Annotated in this window: 1 protein-coding gene; it reads right to left on the bottom strand. The window is 73.5% G+C overall.

The window, feature by feature from the left end:
• Positions 1-1,531 (bottom strand): beta-ketoacyl reductase (locus tag IEJ02_RS47725; protein WP_191070495.1); only part of this gene is annotated, 1,531 nt, incomplete at both ends.

The raw sequence follows: 1,531 nt of genomic DNA, 5'->3' as shown, positions 1-1,531 counted from the left end.
CCGTCGGGGGCGAGCCCGCCCTGCCGGCTGAACTCGACGAACGCCATCGGGGTGGCCATCACCGTCACACCGCCGACCAGCGCCATGGAGCACTCGCCCTGACGCAGCGACTGGCAGGCCAGATGCAGGGCCACCAGCGACGACGAGCAGGCGGTGTCCACCGTGACGGCGGGACCCTCCAGGCCGTAGGTGTAGGCGAGACGGCCGGAGACGACGCTGCCCGCGTTGCCGGTCAGCAGGTGGCCCTCGACGTCCTCCGGCACGGTCTCCAGATTGGCGCCGTAACCGGAGCCCGAGAAGCCGACGAACACGCCGACCTGGCTGCCCCGCACCGACGCGGGGTTGATGCCCGCCCGCTCGAACGCCTCCCACGAGGTCTCCAGCAGCAGCCGCTGCTGCGGGTCGGTGGCCAGCGCCTCACGCGGCGAGATCCCGAAGAACCCGGGGTCGAACTCGGCCGCGTCGTAGAGGAATCCGCCTTCACGGGCGTAGAAGGTGCCGGGCCGGTCCGGGTCCGGGTCATACATGCCCGACAGATCCCAGCCGCGATCGGATGGGAAGGAGGAGATGGCGTCACCGCCGCTCTCCACCAGCTGCCACAGGTCCTCCGGGCTGCGCACCCCGCCGGGGAAGCGGCAGCTCATGGAGACGATCGCGATGGGGTCGTCGTCCGCGCCGGAACCGGCGGGCGCCCCGGACCCGGCGGCGGGCGCCGGGGACGACGAGGTGCCCAGCACCTCGGTGCGCAGATGCGCCGCGAGCGTGCCGGCGCTGGGGTAGTCGAAGACCAGCGTGGCGGGCAGGCTGAGACCGGTCTCGGCGGCCAGCCGGTTGCGCAGGTCGACCGCGGTCAGCGAGTCGAAGCCCAGGTCACGGAAGGCCCGGTTCGGCTCGACCATCTCGGCGGAGGCGTAGCCGAGCACGGCGGCGGCGTGCTTGCGCACCAGATCGAGCAGCGCCCGGTCCCGCTCCCCCTCGGTCAGCGGCTTCAGCCGCTCGCGCAGCTGCGCCCCGGCGGCCTCGGCCCTCTCGCCGTCGTTCCCCTTCGTCTCCAGCCGCTGGACCTCGTCGAGGTCGCTCAGCAACGGGCTGGGACGGACCGCGGTGAACGAGGGCGCGAACCGCTCCCAGTCCACGTCCACCACCGTCACCAGACCGTCGTCACCGGCCACCGCGCGCTCCAGCGCGGCGATCGCCAACTGGGGTGCCATCGCGGGCAGGCCACGCCGCGCCAGCTGCTCCCCCGCGTCGTCCCGGGTCGCCATGCCGCCCTCGGCCCACGGGCCCCAGGAGACGGCGGTACCCGCGAGACCCCGCGCCCGGCGCTGTTCCACCAGCGCGTCCAGGAAGGCGTTGCCGGAGCCGTAGACGCCCTGGCTGCCGCCGCCCCACACACCGGAGATGGAGGAGAACACCACGAACGCGTCGAGCTCACGGTCGCCGAGCAGCTGGTCCAGGTTGACGGCGCCCGCGACCTTACCGGACACCACCCGGGCCGCGTCCGCGAGCTCCGTCTCCAGCAGGGAGGCCG

The organism is Streptomyces sp. 5-10, assembly GCF_014712245.1.
Taxonomy (GTDB): domain Bacteria; phylum Actinomycetota; class Actinomycetes; order Streptomycetales; family Streptomycetaceae; genus Streptomyces; species Streptomyces violaceusniger.
The sequence above is the reverse complement of the archived record's forward strand: the minus strand, read 5'-3'. Positions and strand labels throughout refer to the sequence as shown.